At 57.4% G+C, this 22,040-nt stretch carries 22 protein-coding genes; 8 read left to right on the top strand and 14 right to left on the bottom strand.

The window, feature by feature from the left end; genetic code table 11:
• Nucleotides 1-44: 44 nt before the first annotated feature.
• From AC1DWM_RS00630 to AC1DWM_RS00605, 6 genes are all read right to left on the bottom strand, one after another.
• Complete coding sequence (locus AC1DWM_RS00630; protein WP_223520872.1) at nt 45-632, bottom strand: LysE family translocator; 588 nt, start codon at nt 630-632, stop codon at nt 45-47.
• A gap of 257 nt (nt 633-889) precedes the next feature.
• Nucleotides 890-2,398, bottom strand: a complete 1,509-nt coding sequence (locus AC1DWM_RS00625) for a tripartite tricarboxylate transporter permease (protein ID WP_223520874.1) — start codon at nt 2,396-2,398, stop codon at nt 890-892.
• Between the two features lie 24 nt (nt 2,399-2,422).
• Entirely contained in the window at nt 2,423-2,917 is a 495-nt protein-coding gene (locus AC1DWM_RS00620) for a tripartite tricarboxylate transporter TctB family protein (protein WP_223520877.1), read from the bottom strand.
• A 1-nt stretch (nt 2,918) separates the two neighbouring features.
• On the bottom strand, nt 2,919-3,884 hold the full coding sequence (locus AC1DWM_RS00615; RefSeq protein WP_223520880.1) for a tripartite tricarboxylate transporter substrate binding protein: 966 nt from the start codon (nt 3,882-3,884) through the stop codon (nt 2,919-2,921).
• A gap of 121 nt (nt 3,885-4,005) precedes the next feature.
• Nucleotides 4,006-5,058, bottom strand: a complete 1,053-nt coding sequence (locus AC1DWM_RS00610) for a sterol desaturase family protein (protein WP_477794417.1) — start codon at nt 5,056-5,058, stop codon at nt 4,006-4,008.
• A gap of 78 nt (nt 5,059-5,136) precedes the next feature.
• Complete coding sequence (locus AC1DWM_RS00605) at nt 5,137-6,468, bottom strand: aminotransferase-like domain-containing protein (RefSeq protein ID WP_477794416.1); 1,332 nt, start codon at nt 6,466-6,468, stop codon at nt 5,137-5,139.
• Between the two features lie 87 nt (nt 6,469-6,555).
• Here AC1DWM_RS00605 and AC1DWM_RS00600 point away from each other — a divergent pair, with 87 nt between their 5' ends.
• Entirely contained in the window at nt 6,556-7,452 is an 897-nt protein-coding gene (locus AC1DWM_RS00600; protein WP_223520887.1) for a DMT family transporter, read from the top strand.
• A 90-nt stretch (nt 7,453-7,542) separates the two neighbouring features.
• Nucleotides 7,543-8,163, top strand: coding sequence for a LysE family translocator (locus AC1DWM_RS00595; protein ID WP_223520890.1), 621 nt, complete (start codon nt 7,543-7,545; stop codon nt 8,161-8,163).
• 22 nt (nt 8,164-8,185) lie between these two features.
• Here the strand turns inward: AC1DWM_RS00595 and AC1DWM_RS00590 are convergent, their stop codons facing one another.
• Nucleotides 8,186-8,527, bottom strand: a complete 342-nt coding sequence (locus tag AC1DWM_RS00590; RefSeq protein WP_223520892.1) for a YajG family lipoprotein — start codon at nt 8,525-8,527, stop codon at nt 8,186-8,188.
• 177 nt (nt 8,528-8,704) lie between these two features.
• Here AC1DWM_RS00590 and AC1DWM_RS00585 point away from each other — a divergent pair, with 177 nt between their 5' ends.
• The gene (locus tag AC1DWM_RS00585; RefSeq protein ID WP_452626190.1) at nt 8,705-8,941 is read left to right on the top strand and encodes a hypothetical protein; all 237 of its coding nucleotides are present in this window, start codon (nt 8,705-8,707) and stop codon (nt 8,939-8,941) included.
• A 73-nt stretch (nt 8,942-9,014) separates the two neighbouring features.
• Here AC1DWM_RS00585 and AC1DWM_RS00580 read toward each other — a convergent pair whose 3' ends face one another.
• The 7 genes from AC1DWM_RS00580 to AC1DWM_RS00550 all read right to left on the bottom strand — a co-directional run bounded on the left by AC1DWM_RS00580 (nt 9,015) and on the right by AC1DWM_RS00550 (nt 15,975).
• The gene (locus AC1DWM_RS00580) at nt 9,015-9,377 is read right to left on the bottom strand and encodes a DUF6124 family protein (protein ID WP_477794415.1); all 363 of its coding nucleotides are present in this window, start codon (nt 9,375-9,377) and stop codon (nt 9,015-9,017) included.
• A 530-nt stretch (nt 9,378-9,907) separates the two neighbouring features.
• Nucleotides 9,908-10,804: a polysaccharide deacetylase family protein gene (locus AC1DWM_RS00575; RefSeq protein WP_223520899.1), complete on the bottom strand. Its 897-nt coding sequence runs from the start codon at nt 10,802-10,804 to the stop codon at nt 9,908-9,910.
• 62 nt (nt 10,805-10,866) lie between these two features.
• Nucleotides 10,867-11,775, bottom strand: coding sequence for an NAD-dependent epimerase/dehydratase family protein (locus tag AC1DWM_RS00570; RefSeq protein WP_477794414.1), 909 nt, complete (start codon nt 11,773-11,775; stop codon nt 10,867-10,869).
• A 90-nt stretch (nt 11,776-11,865) separates the two neighbouring features.
• Nucleotides 11,866-12,600 (bottom strand): SDR family NAD(P)-dependent oxidoreductase, encoded by a 735-nt coding sequence (locus tag AC1DWM_RS00565; RefSeq protein ID WP_477794413.1) that lies wholly within the window; start codon nt 12,598-12,600, stop codon nt 11,866-11,868.
• A gap of 42 nt (nt 12,601-12,642) precedes the next feature.
• A complete protein-coding gene (locus AC1DWM_RS00560; RefSeq protein ID WP_223520907.1) occupies nt 12,643-14,070 on the bottom strand; it encodes an APC family permease in 1,428 nt (475 codons plus the stop codon).
• Nucleotides 14,071-14,536: 466 nt separating this feature from the next.
• Nucleotides 14,537-15,460: an NADP-dependent oxidoreductase gene (locus AC1DWM_RS00555; protein WP_223520909.1), complete on the bottom strand. Its 924-nt coding sequence runs from the start codon at nt 15,458-15,460 to the stop codon at nt 14,537-14,539.
• 74 nt (nt 15,461-15,534) lie between these two features.
• Complete coding sequence (locus AC1DWM_RS00550; protein ID WP_223520912.1) at nt 15,535-15,975, bottom strand: DoxX family protein; 441 nt, start codon at nt 15,973-15,975, stop codon at nt 15,535-15,537.
• A gap of 246 nt (nt 15,976-16,221) precedes the next feature.
• On the opposite strand from AC1DWM_RS00550, the gene AC1DWM_RS00545 reads away from it, so the two are divergent.
• The 5 genes from AC1DWM_RS00545 (at nt 16,222) to AC1DWM_RS00525 (ending at nt 22,020) form a co-directional block, all read left to right on the top strand.
• Nucleotides 16,222-17,139, top strand: coding sequence for a LysR family transcriptional regulator (locus tag AC1DWM_RS00545; RefSeq protein ID WP_223520914.1), 918 nt, complete (start codon nt 16,222-16,224; stop codon nt 17,137-17,139).
• A 491-nt stretch (nt 17,140-17,630) separates the two neighbouring features.
• A complete protein-coding gene (locus tag AC1DWM_RS00540; protein WP_223520916.1) occupies nt 17,631-18,482 on the top strand; it encodes a sugar phosphate isomerase/epimerase family protein in 852 nt (283 codons plus the stop codon).
• Between the two features lie 14 nt (nt 18,483-18,496).
• On the top strand, nt 18,497-19,567 hold the full coding sequence (locus AC1DWM_RS00535) for an isopenicillin N synthase family dioxygenase (RefSeq protein WP_477794412.1): 1,071 nt from the start codon (nt 18,497-18,499) through the stop codon (nt 19,565-19,567).
• Between the two features lie 46 nt (nt 19,568-19,613).
• Nucleotides 19,614-20,408, top strand: a complete 795-nt coding sequence (locus AC1DWM_RS00530; protein ID WP_223520922.1) for an ABC transporter substrate-binding protein — start codon at nt 19,614-19,616, stop codon at nt 20,406-20,408.
• A gap of 64 nt (nt 20,409-20,472) precedes the next feature.
• Nucleotides 20,473-22,020, top strand: coding sequence for an amino acid ABC transporter permease/ATP-binding protein (locus tag AC1DWM_RS00525; RefSeq protein WP_223520924.1), 1,548 nt, complete (start codon nt 20,473-20,475; stop codon nt 22,018-22,020).
• Nucleotides 22,021-22,040 lie beyond the last annotated feature (20 nt).

Genomic DNA, 22,040 nt, shown 5'->3' with positions numbered 1-22,040 from the left:
CGACGCTCCTAATGACTCCACACCTCGTTTGAAGGGGTGTGGTTTCAGGAAAACATCAATCCGACCGCACACACTGCCAACAGCAACGCCATGGTCCGATTAAACAGGCGCATGCCCGCCGGGTTGTCCAGATAGCCACGCAAAAATGTCCCGGCGTACGCCCAACAGCCGACGGACACATAGCAGATCACCAGATACACCGCCGCAAACTGCCACACCAACCGCGCCTCGCCGTCCGCGACGAATGCGCCCATCCCCGCCACGCAAGCCAGCCAGGCTTTCGGGTTGAGCCACTGCATGACCGCGCCATACACCATCGATGGCGCCTTTGCCGACGCCTTGGCATCGAGACGACCATCGTCCGCCGCCAGTTTCCAGGCCATGAACAACAAAAACGCCACGCCCGCCCATTGCACCACCCGCGTCAACGCTGGCCACAACCGTAATATTTCATGCAGCCCCAGGCCCATCAGCACCAGCAACAACACGAACCCCAGCGTTGCCCCTGCAACGTGACGTTGACTGGCGCGAAAGCCAAACTGCGCGCCCGAACTCAACGCCACAATATTCACCGGCCCCGGCGTTATGGACGCCACCAGTGCAAACGTTGCCATGGAGATAATCAGACTCATCGCACACCTTCTTCAATTCAGGGAAATCAGCGCTCACGGTACTGAGCACCCTGCCCCGCGTATTGAAGAAAACTACCTAAAGAGTAACGACACGTTTTGTAGCAGCTGGCGAAGCCTGCGTCGGCCGGTCCGCGCTCGGGCGTAGCAGTCGTCGAACCGGACAGCAAGTTCTTTCAGAAAGACTGCTGTGCCTGGTTTACGAGGACTTCGTCCTCGAACGCAGCCTTCGGCAGCTGCTACACAGGTCGCGCGTTGATTCAATCATCCTCATGCAATTTGATGCCCCGAGCGTGGAGCAAATGCGGAACGATCAACACCAAAAGCGTCAGCGCGAGGAACGACGCGGCGATGGGTTGCGTGACAAAGATCAGCCAATCGCCTTCGCTAATGGACAAGGCGTTGCGCAATTGTTTTTCAGCCATCGGCCCCAGCAACATACCGACGATCACCGGCGCCACGGGGAAATCGAAACGCCGCATCAGCACCCCGCCCCAGCCGATGCCGAGCATCAGCAGCAGATCAAACGAAGAGTGGCGCATGCCGTACACGCCGATGGTGGCAAACACCAGAATGCCGGCATTCAAGTACGGCCGGGGAATTTGCAGTAGTTTCACCCACAACCCCACCAACGGCAGGTTCAACACCAGCAGAATAACGTTGCCGATGTACAGCGAGGCGACGAGGGTCCAGACCAGGTCACCCGAGGTCTGGAACAACATCGGCCCCGGTTGCAGGTTGTAGTTCTGGAACGCTGCCAACAGGATGGCCGCCGTCGCGGAGGTCGGAATGCCCAGCGTCAGCAGCGGCACCAACGAGCCCGTCGCGCTGGCGTTGTTGGCCGCCTCGGGGCCAGCAACCCCTTCAATCGCGCCCTCGCCCTTGCTGCCCGCAAACTCTTTCGGGTACTTGCTCAGCTTGCGTTCGGCCGAATAGGACAGAAACGTCGGAATCTCGGCGCCACCCGCCGGAATAGAGCCGAACGGGAAACCGATCAGCGTGCCGCGCAGCCAGGCCGGAACCGAGCGTTTCCAGTCGGCGCGGGTCATCCACAACGAGGTCAAGCGGTGCCGACCGCTGCTTTCTTCTTTTTGATACAGCAGGCTGTACAGCGCCTCCCCCACGGCAAACAAGCCGACCGCCACCAACACCACTTCGATGCCATCCACCAACTCCGGCACCCCCAGCGTGTAACGGGCGATGCCCGAGGTTGAGTCCAGCCCGATCAAGCCGATGGCCAGGCCAACCCCAAGCGAGGCGAAACCGCGCAGCATCGACGCGCCAAGTACTGCCGACACGGTGGTGAACGAGAGCACCAGAATCGCGAAATATTCCGCCGGGCCAAATTTCAGCGCCAGCGTGGCGACGACGGGGGCAAACAGGGTCAGCAGAATTGTGGCGATGGTCCCGGCCACGAATGAACCGATTGCCGCCGTGGCAAGTGCCGGCCCGGCCCGGCCGTTGCGGGCCATCAAGTTACCTTCCAGGGCCGTGACCATGGAGGATGACTCCCCCGGCGTGTTGAGCAAAATGGAGGTGGTCGAGCCGCCAAACTGCGCGCCGTAGTAGATGCCGGCGAACATGATCAGCGCGCCAGTGGGATCGACCTTGGCGGTGATTGGCAGCAACAGCGCGACGGTCAGCGCCGGTCCGATACCGGGCAACACACCAATCGCCGTGCCGAGCAAACAGCCGATAAACCCCCACATCAAATTGATTGGTGACAGCGCGGCGGAAAACCCCATCGCCAGGCTTGCGAGAATATCCACCGGTTTGATCTCCTTCAGCCCGGCTCAGATCCAGGCGTTGACAAGGGGCGGCAGGGAAACCCCGAGCCCGACGTTGAACAGCCAGTAAATCGGCAACGTCAAGGCAATGCCGATGGCCAGATCCCGCAGAGGATGGCGACTGCCGAACCCGCGCGCGGAACAGGCAAACAGCAGCCCGGCAGCGAGGACGAAGCCGATGAGGTTAATCAACAACGCCACCCCCACCAGCCCCGCCGTCACCCACGCCGCACCGAGTTTGCCGCCGGGCAACGCTTTGGCCGACTCGTCTTCGTGGTCCGCCAATTCACGAAAACCACCGGTGCAGGCTTGATAACTCAGCAGCAACCCGACGACACCCAGGAACACTGCCAGCCCAGAGGGATAGACATACGCGGGCAAAATGACGAAGCCCATCTCGGGCGGAAACCACCAGGCACCGACCGCCAGTACCGCACTGATGGCGATCAGGCCAAGGCCTATCGCCAACTGTGGCGGCACAATCTTGCGCATCCCGGTCATGTCAAAGCAGCCCGACGTTAACCAGCATCGCCCGCAGCCGCACGTGTTCTTCGTCGACAAACTTGCCGAATGCGTCGCCGGTCAACACGCTCGACGACCACGCGTTGGTTTTAATGTTGTCTTGCCAGGATTGGCTGTTGGTGGCAGCGACGACAGCGTCGGTCAGCTCCTTACGCTGCTCAGGGCTAAGGCCCGCGGCACCGTACACACCGCGCCAATTGCCAATGATCACGTCGTACCCTTTTTCTTTGAGGGTCGGAGCATCGATACCGGCGACGCGCTCCGGCGCGCCGATGGCGAGGACGCGGAACTGGCCGTTCTTGATGTATTGACCCAATTCGGCATAACCGCCGGTGATCACTTTGAGCTGGCCGCCTAGCGCCTGAGCAACCACTTCGCCGCCACCGCCGAAGGCGACGTAATTGACCTTATTGACCGGGATATCCATTTTGCCGGCCAGCTCGGCGATACCGATGTGATCGACCGAGCCCTTTGAGCCGCCGCCCCATGTGATGCTGGTCGGCTTGGCTTTGAAGGCAGTCAACAAGTCGTCCAGGGTTTTGAACTCGGACTCCTTGCGCACGGCAATCACGTTGTATTCGGTAAACAGCCGGGCAATCGGTGTCACGTCCTTCAGGGTAATTTGCGGTTTGTTCTGTTCAATGCCCGAGACCATGATCGCGCCCACCACCAGCAGCGCACTCCCATCTCCTTTGGTGCTGTTGGCAAACTGCGCCAGGCCCAGCGTACCGCCTGCGCCACCCTTGTTTTCGAAGGTGACGGCCTTGGCAACTTTGGCCTCGATCATGGCTTTGCCCAGATCTCGTGCGGTCTGGTCATAGCCGCCACCGACAGAACCGGGGGCCATGAACTTGACGGTATCCAGCGCCAGGGCGGGTGTTGCGAGTGCGGCAGCGGTGATAGCCACGGCAGCGGCGAAATTGAAACGACGGAACAAAGCGAACATGAGTGGACTCCTGATCTTGTTTTTGTAGGTGCCGGTTGAATCTCGCTCAGGAGCAACCCCTGCTCACTGAACATGCGCCTGAGAACAAGCGTAGGTCATGGATTCGTTTGGAGGCGTCCTGTTACCGAAGAGGCACGTCCTTCGACCCGTCAACCAACTCGGGGGCAAGAGTTTGCGCGGGTTTCGTCAGGCGGATTTTGCGGGCGATGTCCACAAAAGGCGTCACGATCAGGCTGTACACCGTCAGGTAACGCTGGTGATCCGCGTCGCTGGTGCCAAAGCGGATCGCCTCGGGCTTGGTGGTGGTGACGTAGAGCGTGCCGAACATCCAGTCCCAGAGTGACAGGTTGATGCCGAAGTTCTTGTTGAAGTGTTTTGGTGCGTCACTGTGATGAATCTGATGCTGGGCCGGACTGTTCAGCACATGTTCGATCACGGGGCCAAACGACAGCCATACATGGGTATGGCGCAGGTTGGCGGCAAAGCCGTTGAGGATCAACACCATCCAGGTCACGCCAAACAGGGTGTAGCGACTGATTTCGCCACCACAGGCGTACCAGAAGATCCCGGCAAAGGCACCGATGCACAGCGTATTGGTCACCTTCTCGACAATTTTTTCCACAAAGTGAATCCGGCTGGCAGTCGCCGGGACCAGCACCGGCGCCGAATGATGGACCTTGTGGAAATCCCAAAGCCAGCGGGTATGAAAGGCCCGGTGGCCCCAATAGTTGGCGAAATCCTTGACCATGAACACGCCCAGGCCATAGATCAGCGACAACGCTGGGTGTTCCTCGACTTGCAGGCGCGCGCCCCACAACTCAGTGAAAAAACGCACGTAGTCGCCGGAGCGCAGGATATAGGCGTCCACCAGGCCGAAGATGGGCAGCACCAGCATGACTTTCAGGATGGCGCGGACGAAGTAGTAGCGGTAATCCAGCAACGCCGAGCGATGCAGGTGAACCCGGCGGCCACCGATGAATTGCCAGAACGTAGAGGCGTGGGTCAATCCACGGGATTTGCGGTAGCGGAACAGCGCATAGGCGACGCTGTAGGACGTCATGAGAAACAGCAAGCCGAAGCGGCCGTTCAAATCGAAAATGCCGAAAAACTGGTCGGCGACCGGCTCGATTACCCACCTGGACAAATAGTCATAAAAAAAAGTCAGTACTTCCACGAGCGACGGGCCTCCGGCAACGGAAGCGAAGTGTAGATCATTCTCAATTGCAAAAGAAACGTCGTCGCGCCAGTTCCGTTACGTATAACCCCCGACCACTCGCTTCACCGCCATCAGCGCCTCTCGAAGCGTGTCCATACCCACCGAGCCAAGCGCCAGGCGGATCGCATGCGGCACATGGACAGAGGTGGCAAACGGCTCGGCGGTCGAGACCGAAACGTGCTCGCGCATCAAGGCCATGGCGATCTGGTCCGCCCGTGCATCCTCCACCAGAGGCAGCCAAAGAAAATAGGACGAGGGATGGCGAACCACGCGCAGTCCCGCCAGCACCTCACTGGCCAAAGCCTGCCGGGCCTGGGCATCAGCGCGCTTTTGCGCTTCCAGCGTGCTGACCGTTCCATCGTCGAGCCATGCGCAGGCGATGGCCGTCATGACGCCCGGAGTGTTCCAGGTGGTCGCCCTGATCGTGCGCTCCAGTGCGGCCACCCTTTGCGCCGGTGCCGCGATAAAACCCACGCGCAGACCGGTGGCGACGTTCTTGGAAAAACCGGACACGTAGACGGTCCGTTCCGGGGCCAGTTCAGCAATGGGCGGCGGCGCTTCTTCGGCGAGAAACGCATAGGCCCCGTCCTCAATAATGTGCAGGTCATGCTTGCGCGCAATCGCCACCAGGTGTTCGCGTTGATCGGCGGCCATCACCCAGCCCATCGGGTTATGCAGGGTCGGCATGGTGTAGACGGCACGCACTGTCCGGCTGCGGCACAGTTTTTCCAGCGCCTCAAGATCCGGCCCCTGCGCTGTGACGGGGATGGCCACGATTTCAAGATGCAACGCTTCGGCCAGCACCTTGAAGCCCGAATAGGTCAGCGCATCGGCCGCGATCACGTCACCCGGTCGCAGCAGCGCCATCAACGTCACTGCCAGGCCATGCTGCGCGCCACTGACAATCAATACCTGCTCAGCTTGAACCGTCAAACCACGGCTACTCAAATGGCGGGCGATGGAGGCGCGCTCATGCGCACGCCCGGCATGGGGCTGATAGCGCAAGTGTGATTCCAGGTCGCCGGACAACGCCAGTTGACGCAAGGCATTGCGCAACAGATCGCCCTGCCCCGGCAGCGAGGGATAGTTGAAGTTGAGGTCGATAACCCCTGCCGCGACATCTGGCTGATCAATGCCATGACTGGGTGGCAACGAGGTCTCGCGGACAAAGGTCCCGCGCCCGGTTTCGCCACTGACCAGCCCCATGGCTTCCAGCTCGGCATAGACCCGGCTGGCCGTGACCAGCGCCAGGCCTTCGCTGACGGCCAACTGGCGGTGCGTCGGCAAGCGTGTGCCGGGCAGTAAGCGCCCCGAGTGAATATCAGCAGCAAAAGTGTCAACCAGCGACTTGTAGCGAGAGCGTGGCATCGTGGGATGTATCCATGACAATTTTTTGATTGTTCTTAATCCTGGATCATAAGATGCCATTCACGCAACCCGACACGGAGACGCAAAATGGAAAGGACCTCAACGCTCAAAAGCCCGACGCTGGACAAGCACGCAAGCGGACTGATCAATGGCTTCTTCGGCGTGCTGATCTTCAGCGGCTCGCTGCCCGCTACTCGCGTGGCCGTGCTTGAATTCAACCCCGTGTTTCTGACGGTCGCCCGCGCCACCATCGCCGGCGTGCTGGCGCTGTGCATGCTATGGCTGTTCAAGCAACAGCGGCCAGCGCGCAGCCAGTTGCTGCCTTTGGTCATCGTCGCAATGGGTGTGGTGATCGGCTTTCCGCTGCTGACGGCGCTGGCGTTGCAATACGTGACGTCGGCGCATTCCATTGTCTTCGTCGGCCTGCTGCCACTCGCCACTGCCGCCTTCGGCGTGTTGCGCGGTGGCGAGCGGCCACGGCCGGCGTTCTGGTTTTTTTCGGTGCTTGGGAGTTTGCTGGTGATTGGCTTCGCCGTCTCTCAGGGGCTGAGCGCTTCTCCCGTCGGTGACGTCCTGATGCTGTTGGCGATTCTGGCGTGTGGCCTGGGGTATGCCGAAGGCGCCAAGCTCTCCAGAACACTGGGCGGCTGGCAGGTGATTTGTTGGGCCTTGGTGTTGTCGCTACCGTTGATGGCCGCATTGACCTGGTGGCGGATGCCCGTTTCGTTATCCGGGATCAGTGTGCCGGCCTGGTTGAGCTTGGGGTATGTGTCGCTGTTCAGCATGCTGATCGGTTTTGTGTTCTGGTACCGCGGGCTGGCGCAGGGCGGGATTGCGGCGGTGGGACAGCTTCAGTTGTTGCAGCCGTTTTTTGGCTTGGCGCTGGCGGCGACGTTGCTGCACGAACAGGTCAGCCTTGGCATGCTCGGGGTCACCGTGGCGGTGATTTTCTGCGTCGCGGGCGCGAGAAAATTCGCCAAATGAAAGTGTACTGCGGCTTGCGTTCATGGCTGTACCGGGCGAGCCGCACACCGTCCATGATAAAAATGGCGCTCTCGTTTGCGGAGACTCGCCATGGACCTCGCCACCCTCACCCTTTTCCTGCCGGCCTGCTTTGCCCTGAACATGGCACCCGGCCCGAATAACCTGCTGTCGGTCAGCAACTCGACGCGTTACGGCTATCGGGCCTCCTGCGTGGCCGGGATCGGTCGGTTACTGGCGTTTGCCGGCATGATCGCCCTCGCCTCCGCAGGATTGGCGGTGGTGCTGCAAACCTCCGAAATGCTGTTCTACGGAATCAAGATCCTCGGCGCGGCCTACCTGTTTTACCTCGCCTGGCAATTGTGGCGCGCTGATCCTGGTGCCGAGCGCATTGACACCCGCGCCCCCGTCGGCGTGCTGGCCTTGGCGCGGCAGGAGTTTCTGGTGGCGGCCGGCAATCCCAAAGCCATCCTGATTTTCACCGCATTCTTGCCTCAATTCGTCGACCCGACCCGCGCGGTGACACCGCAATTCGCGCTACTCGGCGCGCTGTTCTTGATGCTGGAATGGATCGCAATCAGTGCGTACGCCTACATGGGGCTGCACATGCGTCGCTGGTTCGCCGAGCCTTCCGGCAAGCGGATCTTCAATCGGTGCTGCGCGGGGTTGTTGTCGGCGGCGGCTTCGGTGTTGTTGATGGCGAAGCGGGTTTGATCAAGCGGGTGCGACGGTCCTTTCAGATGCAATCCTGTGCGGCGCGTTCAAAACTCGAAGGCAGGAAGTTCGAGGCCAGCAAATGGCGCTCGTAGATGAATACCTTGCCACCCTTCCCGGCCTTGTAGGCTTCCAGCACGTTGTCCGTCGATACCTTACTAGGCACCACGATTCGATAGCTGCGCGAGGTTTGCGAGACAGTCGGGTTCAACGCACTGCCCTGCAATTTCGGCACGACGCAGTCGGCGTATTGAGCAGGGGTCTTGCTGGTCTGCAAGGTCAGGGTCGGCGCATTCGGCGCGGAGGCACAACCGGCGAGCAACAAAGGTGCAAACACCATGGCAGGCACGAATAAAGGGCGCATCAGTCTCATCCTGAAAATAAACGGTTCGGTTCATCAATGGAGGCGATTTTCCGACTATCGTCGACAAAGCAGAACTTGCGTTTCGTAATGGTCACTATTACTCCCGGCAATAGTTGCGCGCCGTGCAGACGGATACGCACCCGATTACAACTGGAAAAGATTGATGAGGATCTCTCCTTGAGGACTTTTGACTTGATCCGCGACGCCGTTTTACCCGATTTCCGTGACCGGGTGGCCGAGTACCTGGTCGAGTACGAAACCGTACTGTTGTGCGAAAACACGCCTGACTCGGAGCTTGTGCGGGCCACCGCCAATCAGTTGCGCGGTTATTTGCGCGGGTTGAACACCATGCGAGTGCTGGGCATGGCGGATTGGGAGGAACTGGATCGGCGGGTGGTGAATACGTGGCTTTAGCGCACGCACATGCGGACTTACTACCTCTCCCTCTGTGGCGACGAGCTAGCCCTGCGCCACAGAGGGTCTGTGTTTACTCCTTAAGCTCGACGTTATCCAACGCCTGATTCACCGCCAACTCCCCCAACATGACCACTTGCGTAATCCCCAACAGGGTCTTGCGGTGTGAGTTATCCAGTAGCGCCGCAAAATTGCTGAGCATGGTGGTGGCCGAGCCCAGTGATTCGCTGGCGTTGGCCAGCAGGGATTCGGTGTCGTACTTCGGGTTGGCGAGGAACATGGGTTCGGGTTCGTGGGTGCTGCCCATGATTTGGGCCGCCGGGTTGAGGTAATGGTCGAGGGCGCGTTCGGCCGCTTCATGGAATTTTTTGGAATCGAGGGATTCGTAGGGCGATGCCGGATCTGTTTCCGGTGGGTTGGGTGTTGGTTTGATCATAGATGAAACTCCGATGCTACTTAAAAGGAGCCATCACCCTCTCGCTACCAAACGGAGGGTGGCGGCCATACGAAGGTTGGTAGACCGGGCATCGGAACCGGCGCCCCCGGAGGAGCCCTGCGCATGGCCACCATAAAAACGCAGTCCTGAGAAAGGACCGCCGAAGGTGACGCTATGCGTCGATGCTGCGGGTCTACCAAACCCGATCACTGCTTTTCAGTGACCCAGCCACGATAGAACCCGTGCCCTAGACGCACAAGCCGGCGGATTCTGTCTTACCCGTAGGCGATGACGCAAGGCGTTGTAGCCTTCGGGTGGTAACAGGAGGCTTCATTTAAACAGGTAGGATTTTTGTTGTTTAAGCGCCAGCGAGACAGAGGAATTCTCTCGCTACGTCAGTCGATCGAAATCCGGGTGGGAGCGAGCCTGCTCGCGATGGCGATGTGTCAGCCAACATCCATGTTGAATGTGCTACCGCTTTCGTCGGAACGCCGCCCGGAGCAAGCTCCGCTCCTACAGGGTTTTGTGTTTTATCTGATGGCAGCCTTAACCGGTCCCTGATAATAAGGCAGCTTATCAATCCGTGGTTTATAGGCGCCCGTGGCTACACTGCGCTGGACATGCGCGGCGATCTCATCCATTCGTGCAAACCAGACATCACCTTTGGCCATCATGTATTCGATCAACTTCGACACTTCATGCCATCGTGACAAACGACCGGAAAGGAAAGGATGCCAGACCGGTACGAAGAGAGCGCCATACTCCCAGGCTGCATCGAACTCGGCCTTGAAAACCTCGACGGCGCGTTGCGGCGACTGAATCGGCATCTGAAAATCAAGGTCGATGCTGTGCATGTACTGAGGCCAGTCATCCAGCGCCCAACTGGATGGAAGCTCCACCAGCTCGCCCACACCCGTGCGCAACAGGTAAGGCACGTCATCCCCCATCAAAGAGGCGTCATAACTGAAGCCTCGCTCGATCAGCAGGTCAGCCGAGTGCTCTGACATATTGTAGAGGGGAGCCCGCCAGCCTCGCGGTGCCTGGCCGGTGAAGCGCTTGATGGTGTCGCAACCCCGATCGAGCCAATAAGCTTCTTCTTCCCGGGTCAGCTCGTTTGGATGTTCATGTATGTAGCCATGGTGAGCAATTTCGTGCCCACCTTCGACGATCGCCTCAATGGCCTCGGGGTATTGTTCGATGCACCAGGCCGGGATGAAAAACGTTTGTTTAATTTCGAAGCGCCGATAGGTTTCCAAAATCCTTGGAATGGCCACTTTCGGTCCATAGTGCAGCATGGAAATACTGGCAACCCGTGTCGCGGAATCTTTGGGGTGCGCCACATGCAGAATGCTGTCCGCATCCATATCAAAGGTAAAGGCTACAGCGCAGCGTGCACCGTTTGGCCAGACAATAGGATTCGCAATCATGCTTAATCACCCGTTGATATTAAAAGTTAATGAATCACCAACAACAGCGACCCAGCCCCCTATCAATACTCGTGATCGAGCAACCAATTGGAATAATGCGTGAGTCCTTTTTCCAGCGACCATTGCGCTCGATAGCCCAACTCCCGCTCGGCCGCACTGAGATCCCATTCCCCATGGCGATCGAGATGCCAATAACCATCGCCAACTTCGATGCGCGCATCAGGAATAATTTTCCTGATAATTTCAACGGCTTGATGCAGCGTCCAGGAGCGATCACCGGCAATGTTAAAGACTCCGCCTTTCAGATCTCTGGTTTCGGCCGCCATCAGGACGGCACGCACAACGTCTTCCACATGAATATAGTGGAACCGATGATCTCCGCCCGAAGGCAAGGTAAATGCTTCACCGCGATGGACGGTTTTAAGGATATCCCTGAGAACTTGCGGCATTTTATTTTCCGGGCCATACACTTCCGCAATTCGCAGTGAAATCACCTCCATACCATAAAGATCATTGTAGACTCGGCCAAAGTGCTCGGTGGCAACCTTGGTTACACCATAGGGTGTCGTTGGGTAAGTCGGTGTTTGTTCATTAATCACGCCCTCGAAATGCCCATACACCGTTTCCGAAGAAAAGTTTACTAACTTTTTGATTCCCGCCAATCGCATTGCTTCAAGCAAATGGATTGTGCCATCGATATTCGCCGCTACTGTCGTAATAGGCAAGTCTATGGACAAGTCGGGATGTGACATGGCCGCCGTATGAATAACACGATCAATCCCATACTGCTGGATGGTTCTGACAATCCTGGGTATATCGTACAACTCCCCCTGTACAGGGGTCATGAATTCCGAGTGAGCTTCGGAGTAGTCACGATTATAACTAATCACCTTGATGCCTTGCTCGCTGAGTCTTTTCGTCAGGTACCTGCCCACATAGCCTAAACCACCGGTAATCATTACAGCGCTCATTTTGTATCCTTCTTGTTATTAGCAGAATAAGAGCCACTTACTTGACTGGGAAATTAATGACTCAGTGAAGTTAAACTTCGAGATACCCAACTAGATCGCAGCGCCGCCATTGGGGCTGATGATCTGTCCAACCATAAAATCACCCGCGGGCCCGGCCAGGGCCTCGACCATGGCCGCGATTTCATCCGGTTTGCCGAAGCGCTTCAATGGAATGGTCGCGCGGGTCTCATCGTTGTATTCGATCGTGTCGTTGATCAGCATGTCTGTTTCAATCGGCCCCGGCGCTACCGAGTTGACTAATACACCTCGGGGGGCAACTTCCTTGGCAACCGCTTTTGTCAGCGCAATCACCCCGCCCTTGGATGCGCAGTACGCGGCGTAGGTCGGGAATCCAATCAGCCCCAACTCGGAGCTGATGTTGATAATCCGCCCCTGACCGCGCGCCAGCATGCCCGGCAATACGGCTTGCATGCAGGCCCAGGTCCCCCCGAGATTGGTACTGATCATCTGCTCCCACTGCGCCCAGGTCGTTTGCTCTACTGTCGCCGAAACCAGTCTCCCGGCATTGTTGACAAGAATATCGACCCTTCCGTAGCGACTCTCCGCCTCCCGGATGATTGCGGCTGCGGCTTCGGGATTACTGATATCCGCTTGAACAGTGATCCCATCGCCACCGTTCTCTTCGGCAATACGTAGCACGGGGTCCAGTTGGTCCTTGGTGTCGAAGTAATTGAGTACCAAATGATCGCCACTTGCAGCAAAACGTTTGGCGATTGCCAGCCCTATGCCCTTTCCAGCTCCAGTAATAACGACAACACGTTTCATAAATTCACCCATGATGTTTTAAATGAACGCCGCGCGTGGAAATCAGGACTCTTGCGCTTTGGAAAGCACGGGGCGCCTGGAGACACGCGATTGCCACACCAGAATCAGCGCCCCAGACAGGATCGTCAGCGCGCCAAGGTACCAGGCCGTGTATTGGTCCTCTGGCGAAACTGGATTAGCGCCGGCGGTATAACCGATGTATCCGAGAACGAGGATGGCGAGAGCCGCAGGGATCGACAGTGCTAACGCGATGCCGAAACGCTGACGTCGGAAAGTCATGACAATAAAGGCTGCGATAGCCGCCATGTAGGACATCACCAGCGTGATAGTCACGACATCGTAGTACCAGACAATCTTATCCAGCGGTTTCCACCAGAGCAGGGAAATAGCGACGGCCGCGACGATAACGCTGGCGAGCCACGGCGATTTTGTTTTGTTAACGGCGCTAAGCGCTACTGGCAGATGCCCTTCTTCACTCATTCGATAGAGCGTACGCGCCGCCGCACTCGAAGAGATTTGCATACCGGCACATGCCGAAGTTATCACGACGAACAATGCAATCCAGGCCATGGCCGGTGGCAAGTAAACGTTCGCGACCGCTGCGATTGGCCCACCGTTGCCGTCCTCAATGATTGCCGCCAATTTCTCCACAGGCACGGCGTACTGCCAGCCGATAGCCGCGAGGGTGTAAATAACAAAGGCGGAGGTCAGAACGAGCAACATGGAGCGTTGTACGGTTCGAACGGGAATACGCGATTCCTCGATGTAGTTGATCGCAGAATCGAAGTTGGCGAGCATCCATACTCCGAACAGGACCCCTGGCCCGATTGCTGACCAGCCACCCGAGCCTTCCAGCGTATACATGGACATAACCGACAAATCGGGAACCTGAGGGTTGATGATGCCCATCAACCCGAGCCCGGCAACAACACTGATCTCGAAAATCAGAAAGATGCTGGCGATTTTGGCGGTGGCATTGACGCCCTTGCAGGAAATGGCCAGGAAGATCAGAACCATACCCGTCCCGATCAATTTGGCGTTAAGCGGACCCGCCAGTGCCGGGATCAGCGCCTGGATATATTCGGTTCCGATGATTGCGCACATGGCCATCACTGCCGTGCAGGCAACAGCGTACGCCCAGCCGAGAATGGTCCCGACGCTGGTATGGAGAAACCGCGACGTGAAGGTAAACACTCCGCCTGCCGACGGTGCTTGTCGAGTGAGGGAGATCATGCAGAAAGCCATGACCAACATTGGAAAGAAGTACGCAATTAAAATGGCCAGCGGAGCATGGTGGCCCGATATTGAGTAAAGAATCGACATCGAAGAGGCTGCAATCCAGCCTGGAGCATTAAAACCAAGCGCTGAAAACGTCACATCCCTGGTGGTTAAAGTCCCCTTGTTTAGCGCCGTATCAAGTTCACGAACAGTTCCGTCACGGTCATAACCGATGAGTTCATAGAAGTTCATTTTTCAGGCTCTGATTAATAGCTATAGAAGATTTGTAGCGTCAAACCGTCTGAGTCGATTTGAACACTGCTCTTATTATTCAACTAAGCAAAATGCAGATACTCAAAACCCGAACAAGCCAGACACCAATAGCTTATTCAGATTTGATTTACAGCTTTCTTGTTTTTATCGCCCTCCAGGAAAACTCTCCAGCCGAGAATGATTTTTTCAGCCGCCAGCAGTCACTTCAACTGCATAGCTACGTGCGTAACCGTTGTGATGCTTAAACCTTTGAGTGGGGGGGGGCCAGTATAGAAACAGCCAAAAAATAACTACCATCAGAGATTTCCGATGTTTAAATCTGAATGAGCGAAGTAAGTCCTTGTCAGAATTGGCCTGCTCACAGGAGAGTCGGAGAAAAGAACGCCACCACAGCCAAGGTGAACACGCACATCCCGGATGAGGTGGCAGATAACGGGCCCAGCGCTTACTTCGTTGTATCGAGGGCTAGCCTGCCCCGTAAATGACGACTCATGCTTTTCTCGATCGCCCCTTTCGCATCAGCCAAGGGGTATGCCTCGACATCGACCGTGAGGTGTCCCTTGTCGAACAGTTCAGCAATGAGCGCGAGCTGCCGGCCATCCGAGCGGGTAGCAAAATTTGCGGGGATCACACCATAGTCATTTGCCAGCGACATGTTCGGCAGGCTCACAGGCGATACCAACACGCCGTTTCTTTTCAGTACCGCAAACGAACGGGTTTGTGTTTCGCCGCCAACCAGATCCAGTACGACATCGACGTCAGACACCCACTCATCAAATGCCTGAGTCGTATAGTCGAGGGTGTAATCAGCACCGAGGTCTTTCAGATAGGCATGATTGTGTGCAGAGGCTGTTGCGTAGACTTCAGCGCCAAAGTATTTGGCAATCTGCACGGCCATGCTGCCCACGCCACCGGCTGCGGCGTGGATCAACACTTTCTGGCGCCGTTGCACACTTGCATGTTCAGTGAGCGCTTGCCATGCCGTCAAAGCAGTTGCGGGCACAGCACTGGCCTGGAGTGCACTAAGCGTACGAGGCTTCAAGGCCAGTTTTGAAACCTGGGCAACCGCTTTGGTCGCATAACCACCGACGATATTGATGAAGCCGAACACTTCATCGCCGATGCTGAACTCAGTGACGCCCTTCCCCAGCGCGACAACAGTACCGGCCACTTCAACCCCGGGTGTAAAAGGCAGCGGCAGTGGGATGAATGCTTTCATCGCCCCGGAAAGGATCTTCCAGTCAATCGGGTTGACGCCGGCTCCGGCGACATCGATCAGAACCTCACCTTCACCGGGCACCGGGTCCGCCATTTCATCCAGGCGTAACACTTCAGGGTTGCCGTATTCGTACACACGTATGGCTTTCATGGAGACCTCGACTATTGAAAGGACGGGAGACAAACACTGCGCTGCGAGGGAACCGGCCTTCGCAGCGCGAGGCATCAACGACGACGAGCGTCGAGGCTGAAACGACCGGCACCGAAGGCCACGACTTGTAACAGGCCACCGGCCATCGCTATGTTCTTGAAGAAGTGGATGAACTGGTTTTGATCGGCCAGTGCGCTATGGAAAGCCAAGGCGGTAAACACACTGAACAGCGCCAGGACGGCGGCGACGGTGCGGGTGCGGTAACCAGCGATCAGAGCCAGGCCACCACCGATTTCAACAATGATCGCCAGCGCCAGCGCCAACTGGGGAAATGGAAGCCCGACGGAGCTGATGTAACCGACCATCATGGCGGGAGCGGCGAGCTTCGAAAATCCGGAGAGGATGAAGATGGCGCTGAGCAGAATGCGACCGATCAACGAGGCCGAGGCCTGTGTCACGTTGGAATGGCTATGTTCAGAGGTGGCTGATTGAGCGATGTTTGCAGAAGTAGTCATAGGGGACATTTCCTTCAATTGGGTGCGATTCGACATGAACCGCCCTAGTGAAGAAATCCTGCGCCTCGTCAGCTAATCTGAATAGCTGGCTAATTTAGATCATTAGATTCGATAAAATAGGCAAGACATCCCCAGACCTTCCATCTGCCAGCTTCATTCCATCTCGACCACCGGCTTGTAGATGAACCGCTCTGCGACCCGCCACTCTGCGGGCTAATATCGGCCATTACGCTCAAGGAAACAGGCATGATCTCTGACCCCGGAACACCAACACTGGACCAACTGCGTGTGTTTCTGACGGTCGTAGAGGTCGGCAGTTTTGCAGCGGCCGCCAGAAAACTGCATCGGGCCACCTCGGTCGTCAGCTACTCAATCGCCAACCTGGAAATGCAGCTCGGTGTATCGCTGTTTGATCGCCAGACAACACGCAAACCCCAACTTACCGATGCGGGGCGCACCGTGTTGGTCGAAGCCAGAACAATCGCCAACGGTATCCATGGACTGCGCGCCAAGGTCAAAGGCCTGCTGCAAGGACTCGAAGCCGAAGTTCACGTCGTGCTCGATGTGATGCTTCCCGCCGAACGTGTGGTGGACGCCCTCAAATCCTTTCGAGAAGAATTCCCCACGGTCGCACTCCACCTGCACATGGAAGCGCTTGGGGCTGTCACTGATCTGGTGATCAACCGCGGCGCGATAGTCGGCGTGAGTGGGCCAATGAATGAGGGAATCAGCGGTATCGAAAGAATTGGCGTCGGCAGTGTCGAATTGATTCCGGTGGCAGCCCCGAATCATCCACTGGCCTCAAGCGACTCTAATGTTCCGGGTGCCGGGCGAGAGTCCACTCAACTGGTGCTGTCTGACCGCTCACTTCTGACCAAGGACAAGGATTTCGCCGTTCTCAGTAACCGCACCTGGCGGCTAGCGGACCTTGGGGCCAAGCACATGCTGCTGCGTGAAGGCATTGGCTGGGGGAACATGCCCGCCCCTATGATCCAGGAAGATCTGGACAGCGGCCGACTCGTGAAGCTGAACCTGCCGGAATACAAAAGCGGAAAATATCCCTTCGACGTCATCTATCGCACGGATTTACCACCGGGCCCCGCCGCGAGGTGGTTGATTGACCGTTTCATTCAACAAAGCTCGGCGCAGGCGGCACCCGCTTGATCGTACTGCTTATCGATTTTCTAGAACCTGCGTTGCGGCGTACCGCAGTTTCTGGTTGATATCTGACGCAACGATGACGCCGTACACGTTGTTCTCGCCCGCAAGATGCTCTTTCACCCAGCCCATATAACGAAGGATTTGGCCCAGTGTCGCGTCTGGCCCACGGCCGACTTCAAACCAAGCTGACCATCAGCTTGCGCTGGATGGAAAATCCACGTCATAGCGCCGGGTGTTGTTTGGATGGATCTAAATGATTCCATAATGCTGGCGACTCTCGCTATTGGTCAGCGTAGACGCCTACCCACCGAAAAAACCCCACCTCTAACACTGTGTACGTAGGTAGCTATTTGTTGAAGAAAGTCTGAAGTATTCATTTGAACTTTCAGATTCTTTCACGCCGCAGCCTATGCCTAACATCGGCACCACAGCGAACCCGCCACGGCATCGCTGGGTGGGCTCAGGTTGCGCCCAGAGTTTTTTGAGGATTACCGATGAAGCTGGAAATTTTTCGCACGCTGTGGGGTTACACCGCCAGCAAGGCCCAGGCGCTCGAGGAGCTGCTGCAGGCGGGCTTTGATGGCATGGAAGCACGCCTGCCTCTGGACGCCCGTGAACGGGCTGAGTTCGGCGCCTTCCTCCAGGCCAATCGCCTGGGCTATATCAGCACAGTCTTCACCGCGTACGACGTGCTGCCAGACCAGTCGGCAACACCTGCCATTCACCTCAATGACCTGCAGCAGAAACTCGCCTGGGCCGGCGAACTTGGCCCGCGCTTCGTCAACGTGCTGGCGGGTAATGATCGCTGGTCCCTGCCACAACAAGTGGAGTTCTTTGGCCAAGCGCTGGAACTGGCGCGTAAACATGGCCAGGTCTGCAGTTTCGAAACCCACCGCTCGCGGTCGCTGTTCAACCCGTGGGTGACGCTGGAGTTGATCCGGCAGCTGCCCGATCTGTTGTTCACCAGTGACATCAGCCATTGGGTCGTGACCTGCGAGCGTCTATTGAACGACCCGGCCGATGACCTGAGCGCCTTCATCGAGCGGGTTCACCATATCCAGGCCCGGGTCGGTTACGACCAGGGCCCGCAGGTTCCGCACCCGGCGGCTCCCGAATATGCAAAAGAACTGGCCTTCCATCAGCAGCACTGGGAAAGCATTTGGCGCTCGCAGCAAGCCCGCGGTTACCAGATCAGCACCCTGACCCCGGAATTCGGCGCTGACGGCTACCTGCATCATTTGCCCTTCACCAATGTACCCGTTGCCGACCTGTGGTCATTGAACGTGTGGATGGGCCAGACCGAGCGGCAACACTTCAGCCGCTTCCACCACTCAAGCAATCCTTAGGGAGCCGATGCGTCATGCCTGACAATAAAAATAACAGCGCCAGCACTGACACACACAAAGCCAATTTCAACAGCATCCCGGTAGTTAACATCGCCGGTCTGCTCAGCTTTGAACTGGAACATCGCCTGGCCGTGGCCGAACAGTTGGGGCGCGCTGCCAGCGAGGTCGGGTTCCTCTATATCACCGATCACGGTATCGACCCGCAGCTGATCGCCAACCTGCGCAAGGCTGCCAAGGACTATTTCGACCAACCCCTCGACACCAAGATGCGGCATTACATCGGCACTTCGCAAACCCACAAGGGCTTTGTACCCGAAGGCGAAGAGGTCTATTCCAAAGGCAAGCCGGACCACAAGGAGGCCTTCGACGTCGGCTTCGAAGTGCCGGCTGATGACCCGCTGGTGCTGGCCAACACCCCATTGCTGGGGCCCAACGACTGGCCGCAGTTGCCAGGTTTCAAGGCGTCGGTTCAGGCCTACTATGAAGCGATCTTCGCCTTGGGCCAGCGCCTGTTCGGCGGCTTTGCCCTGACCCTGGGGCTGGAAGAAAACTATTTCGACAGCCTGGTCACCCGTCCGCCGCCCAAGCTGCGCCTGATCCACTACCCCTTCGACGGTGCCGCCCATGACGCACCGGGTCTTGGCGCCCATACTGACTATGAGTGTTTCACCATCCTCTTGGCCGACAAACCAGGCCTTGAGGTCATGAACAATCTTGGCCAATGGATCGATGCACCACCGATGGCCGATGCCTTTGTGGTGAACATCGGTGACATGCTGGAAGTGATGACAGCAGGCGCATTCGTTGCCACTGCACACCGGGTTCGCAGCGTGAGCGAGGAGCGTTATTCCTTTCCACTGTTTTATGCCTGCGACTACCACACCCAGATCAAACCGCTGCCCGGATTCGCCCAGGCAAGTAAGGACTACGAAGAAATCACGATCGGCGAACACATGTATGGCCAGGCACTGCAGACCTATCAGTATCTGCGCCAGAGGGTAGCCAAAGGGGAAGTTCAACTGCCAGGCAAGGCACGCAAGCCCGCCAGTTTCGGACATTTGAAAAATCAGGCTCAACCGTCCTGATTGAAGTTTTCATCTACACCCTTACCTACGCCGGAGTCAGTAAAAAATGAAAAACAATAAAAAGAACCTGTTGAGCTTGGCTGTATTGGCAGCCGGTATGCTCGGTGCCTCGGTGAGCATGGCCGCGGCAGACACGTTCAAGGTCGGCATGGAAATCACTTACCCTCCTTTCGAGTCCTATGACAAGGACAAAAACGTGGTGGGCTCGGACCCCGAGATAGCAGCGGCACTGGCCAAGCACATGAACGCCAAGGTGGAATTCGTCGACACCAAGTTCCCGAGCCTGATCCTGGGCCTTAACTCCGGCAAGTACGACGCGGTCATTTCCGGCATGTACATCACGCCGGAGCGCCAGACTCAGGCCCAGACCATCGCCTATGCCAACACCGGTGCCGCGGTCATGGTGCCCAAGGGCAGCGAGATCAATGCGAAAACACCTGAAGACCTGTGCGGTTTGAAATTGGGTCTGGAACAGGGCACTACCTGGGTCAAGGAATTCAGGAAATTATCCGATGAATATTGCGTGCCGAACAACAAAGGCGCCATCACCGTCAGTGAGTACCCCTCGGCGCCTGAAGTAACCCAGGCTCTGCTGTCCAAGAACATTCAGGCCCAGGTTGAAATCGCCGGCGCCGCAAAATTGATCGCGGAAAAGACCAACGGCCGGGTAGTCATCACCACCGATCACCCGATCTATCAGCAAACCTTGGGCATCTTCGTCAAGAAAGGTAACGAAGAAACCTTCCAGGCGGTGCAAAAGGCCTTCGAGGAGACCAAGAAGAGTGGTGAGTACGCCGCTATTCTTAAGAAATATGCCTTGGAAGAACCGACTGCCAACTAAGAACGTGTCCTTGTAGTTTGGTCATCTGCCTCCCCTGCATCGGGGCGGCAGATCGAGGTGCCCTATGCAATTCGATTGGTCGTATTTCTTCTCCCTGTTCTCCCTGCCAGACTTCTGGAGTGCCTGCGTCACGGTGGTCCAGCTCAGTGCCCTGGCCTGGTTCATCGGCATGCTGCTGGGTTTTGTTCTGGCCACGGCCAAGCTGTCCCAGTCGCCTTTGCTGCGTATTCCCGCAGCGGTCTACATTTGGTTCTTCCGCAGCATCCCGTTGCTGGTGCTGGTGGTCTTCGTCTACAACTTGCCGCAATTGTTTCCCGGCAGTGGACCGATACTGTCCAACCCCTTCTACTCTGGCTTGCTGGCCCTGGTGGTCACCGAAGCGGCGTACATGGCGGAAATCCACCGTGGTGGTCTGATCTCCGTGGCCAAGGGCCAAAAAGAAGCCGGGCGCGCGCTGGGTGTCGGCCTGTTCGGCATGCAACGCTTGATCGTGATTCCCCAGGCTTTCCGTATCTCGCTGCCCACGTTGATCAATGAATACATCACCGTGGTCAAACTGACCTCGCTGGTGTCGGTGATCTCCCTGACGGAAATTCTCACAGTCGGCCAGCGCCTCTATGCCACCAACTTCCTGGTCATGGAAACCCTGGCGGCGGTAGGCGTCTACTACGTGTTGATCGTCACCGTGTTCGGTTATTTCCTGCAGCGTCTGGAGCGCTACCTGGACCTGAACTTCCGCAAGCCGCACACACTCGATGACGCCGCCGTGGCCAAGTTCAAGGCCTGCGCCGAAGCCTTGCCAGACAGTGCGCGCAAAGCAGCGGGCAACAACGCGACGCCTATCCTGCAACTGAAGAACATCCAGAAGAGCTATGGCACGCACAAAGTGCTGCTGGGTATCGACCTGAATGTCGAATACGGCCAGGTTGTCTCGATCATTGGCCCATCCGGTTCCGGCAAGACTTCGCTGATTCGCACGGTCAACGGCCTGGAAACCATCGATACGGGCGACATTCTGTTGTTCGGCGAAAAATTCATCGAAGCTTCGGACAAACCCGATAGCTCCCGTTTGCGCAAAGGCGTGCGGCACATTGGCATGGTGTTCCAGAACTTCAACCTGTTCCCGCACCGCACCATTCTCGACAACGTCACTCTGGCGCCGCGTTACCACGGCCAGCCGGGCGAGCTGAGTGAACATCGCGCTTATGCGCTGCTGGACAAGGTCGGCCTGCTGGCCCATGCCCACAAGTACCCGCATCAACTCTCCGGCGGGCAGCAACAGCGCGTGGCGATCGCGCGGGCTCTGGCGATGGAGCCGCAGATCATGCTGTTCGACGAGCCGACCTCAGCCCTCGACCCGGAACTGGTCAACGACGTGCTGAATGTGATCCGCGACCTGGCCAAGGAAGGCATGACCATGCTGATCGTGACCCACGAAATGGACTTCGCCATGTCGATCTCCGACCGGGTGATTTTCATGGAGAACGGCAATATTCAACTCGATGCCGCGCCTGAAACCATACGATGCGATGCCGAAGGAGAGCGAGTGCGGCGCTTTATGGGAATCGATGCGCCATCGCCAAACCGGTCTGCAACGGTGGATCTTGCATGAATAGGCAACTACATTTTTTG

It is taken from the genome of Pseudomonas sp. P4_C8, assembly GCF_056401975.1.
This window is presented reverse-complemented; position numbering and strand designations above follow the sequence as displayed.

Coding starts and splice junctions, on each gene's coding strand:
- AC1DWM_RS00630 (WP_223520872.1), bottom strand. CDS start 632: ATGAGTCTGATTATCTCCATGGCAACGTTTGCACTGGTGGCGTCCATA.
- AC1DWM_RS00620 (WP_223520877.1), bottom strand. CDS start 2,917: ATGACCGGGATGCGCAAGATTGTGCCGCCACAGTTGGCGATAGGCCTT.
- AC1DWM_RS00615 (WP_223520880.1), bottom strand. CDS start 3,884: ATGTTCGCTTTGTTCCGTCGTTTCAATTTCGCCGCTGCCGTGGCTATC.
- AC1DWM_RS00605 (WP_477794416.1), bottom strand. CDS start 6,468: ATGCCACGCTCTCGCTACAAGTCGCTGGTTGACACTTTTGCTGCTGAT.
- AC1DWM_RS00600 (WP_223520887.1), top strand. CDS start 6,556: ATGGAAAGGACCTCAACGCTCAAAAGCCCGACGCTGGACAAGCACGCA.
- AC1DWM_RS00595 (WP_223520890.1), top strand. CDS start 7,543: ATGGACCTCGCCACCCTCACCCTTTTCCTGCCGGCCTGCTTTGCCCTG.
- AC1DWM_RS00590 (WP_223520892.1), bottom strand. CDS start 8,527: ATGCGCCCTTTATTCGTGCCTGCCATGGTGTTTGCACCTTTGTTGCTC.
- AC1DWM_RS00580 (WP_477794415.1), bottom strand. CDS start 9,377: ATGATCAAACCAACACCCAACCCACCGGAAACAGATCCGGCATCGCCC.
- AC1DWM_RS00575 (WP_223520899.1), bottom strand. CDS start 10,804: ATGATTGCGAATCCTATTGTCTGGCCAAACGGTGCACGCTGCGCTGTA.
- AC1DWM_RS00570 (WP_477794414.1), bottom strand. CDS start 11,775: ATGAGCGCTGTAATGATTACCGGTGGTTTAGGCTATGTGGGCAGGTAC.
- AC1DWM_RS00565 (WP_477794413.1), bottom strand. CDS start 12,600: ATGAAACGTGTTGTCGTTATTACTGGAGCTGGAAAGGGCATAGGGCTG.
- AC1DWM_RS00560 (WP_223520907.1), bottom strand. CDS start 14,070: ATGAACTTCTATGAACTCATCGGTTATGACCGTGACGGAACTGTTCGT.
- AC1DWM_RS00555 (WP_223520909.1), bottom strand. CDS start 15,460: ATGAAAGCCATACGTGTGTACGAATACGGCAACCCTGAAGTGTTACGC.
- AC1DWM_RS00550 (WP_223520912.1), bottom strand. CDS start 15,975: ATGACTACTTCTGCAAACATCGCTCAATCAGCCACCTCTGAACATAGC.
- AC1DWM_RS00545 (WP_223520914.1), top strand. CDS start 16,222: ATGATCTCTGACCCCGGAACACCAACACTGGACCAACTGCGTGTGTTT.
- AC1DWM_RS00540 (WP_223520916.1), top strand. CDS start 17,631: ATGAAGCTGGAAATTTTTCGCACGCTGTGGGGTTACACCGCCAGCAAG.
- AC1DWM_RS00535 (WP_477794412.1), top strand. CDS start 18,497: ATGCCTGACAATAAAAATAACAGCGCCAGCACTGACACACACAAAGCC.
- AC1DWM_RS00530 (WP_223520922.1), top strand. CDS start 19,614: ATGAAAAACAATAAAAAGAACCTGTTGAGCTTGGCTGTATTGGCAGCC.
- AC1DWM_RS00525 (WP_223520924.1), top strand. CDS start 20,473: ATGCAATTCGATTGGTCGTATTTCTTCTCCCTGTTCTCCCTGCCAGAC.